Below are 1,843 nucleotides of genomic sequence, written 5' to 3'. Positions count from 1 at the left end.
CTGATACAGAGCCATGACGTTGTGACGAGATGTCTACCCTGGCCTTTATTTGATCAATACATCGTTTCATTGAATTCCGGTTCCAAAGCATGTTAATTGGGATTTCAATGACCTCAAATCCTGCTTTTTGCAACAGTGCGATTTTCAGCAGCGTCGAACCATTCCTGGTTTTGAAATCACCACCCACGTAATGAGAGGGACCCTGAACTTCAATCACCATGTTGTGATCTGGCAGTAGCAGGTCAACCGGAGGCAATGAGTTCAGACTCTTTTCTTCTTCAATCTGCAAAGAGGGAAAGCTTGATTGGAGTTGATCGCGAAAGTCGGATTGACGTTTTGACATGGTAGTCTGGTAATGGGGGACGACCGGGCACGCTCTCCCAAGCCAGCTTGCGGCCATAGCAGTGATGGATTGATCTTCTTCATTGTCTGGGGAGGTGTTTTCCAGACGAGTAAACAGGTCATCCATGTGTTTTTCAAGCCAGTTATTGTTATTGGAGTCTAGAGACAACCTGGCACAGCAAACCATTACTCCCCAGAGAGACATCAATATGTTTTGCTGTGAGAGCTGAGGGGTTTCACTGATTCGGTAAACAAGCGATTCGAACATAGAGGTAACCATGTTCAGCTCAACGAACTCACCCAGTTTCGCCGTGGCCCACAGCAGATTGGCGATTTCCTGTGGTTTAAAGTTAGCTTTCTGTGTGTTCACGTGGCGCAACAGCGCGGCCACGGCCTCGTTAAACTCTGGTGTCCGCTCCTGCCCGCTATCCACCAGTTTCGCCATGGCCCACAGCAGGTTGGCGATAGCCTGTGGTGTAAAGTTATCTTTCTGTGCGTTCACGTGTGGCAACAGCGTGGCCAGGGCCTCTTTAAGCTCTGGTGTCCTATCCTGCCCGTTGTCCAGTAGTTTCGCCATGGCCCACAGCAGGCTGGCGATTTCCTGTGGTTTAAAGTTAGCTTTCTCTGGGTTCACTTGTGGCAACAGCACGGCCACGGCCTCTTTAAGCTGCAGTGTCCGCTCCTGCCCGTTGTCCACCAGTTTCGCCGTGGCCCATAGCAGGTTGGCGATTTCCTGTGGTTTAAAGTTAGCTTTCTGTGTATTCACGTGGGGCAACAGTGCGGCCACGGCCTCTTTGAGCGCTGGTGTCCGCTTCTGCCCGCTGTCAACCAGTTTCGCCATGGCCCAAAGCAGGATGGTGATACCCTGGGCATTAAATTGGTCTTTCTGTTCGTTCACGTGGGGCAACAACGCGGCCACGGCCTCTTTGATCTCTGATGTCCGCTCCTGCCCGTTGTCCACCAGTTTCGCCATGGCCCACAGCAGGTTGGCGAAATGCTGAGGAATAAATTGGTCTTTCTGTGCATTCACGCAGGGCAGCAGCGCGGCCACGGCCTCGTTGAGCCCTGGTGTCCGCTGCTGGCCGTTGTCCACCAATTTCGCCATGGCCCACAGCAGGTTGGTAATACCCTGTGCATCAAATCGGTCTTTATGTGCGTTTACCCGAGACAACAGCGCGGGCACGGCCTCGTTGAACTCTGGTGTTCGCTCCTGCCCATTGTCCACCAGTTTCGCCATGGCCCACAGCAGGTTGGCGATTTCCTGTGGTTTAAAGTGAGCTTTCTGTGCGTTCACGCAGGGCAACAGCGCAACCACACCCTCGTTGAGCTCTGGCGTCTGCTCCTGCCCGTTATCCACCAGTTTTGCCATGGCCCACAGCAGGTTGGTGACACCCTGGGCATTAAATTGTTCTTTCTGTGCGTTCACGTGGGGCAACAGCGCGACCACGGCCTCGTTGAACTCTGGTGTCTGCTCCTGCCCGTTGTCCACCAGTTTCGCCAT

General features: G+C 53.2%; 1 protein-coding gene. It reads right to left on the bottom strand.

The window, feature by feature from the left end; all coding sequences use genetic code 11:
* Positions 1 to 1,843: DUF1601 domain-containing protein (locus ACO6V1_RS23750; RefSeq protein WP_422469040.1), on the bottom strand; the 1,843-nt coding region annotated here is incomplete at both ends.

This window comes from Endozoicomonas sp. ALC013 (assembly GCF_049310205.1).
Lineage (GTDB): Bacteria > Pseudomonadota > Gammaproteobacteria > Pseudomonadales > Endozoicomonadaceae > Endozoicomonas.
The sequence above is the reverse complement of the archived record's forward strand: the minus strand, read 5'-3'. Positions and strand labels throughout refer to the sequence as shown.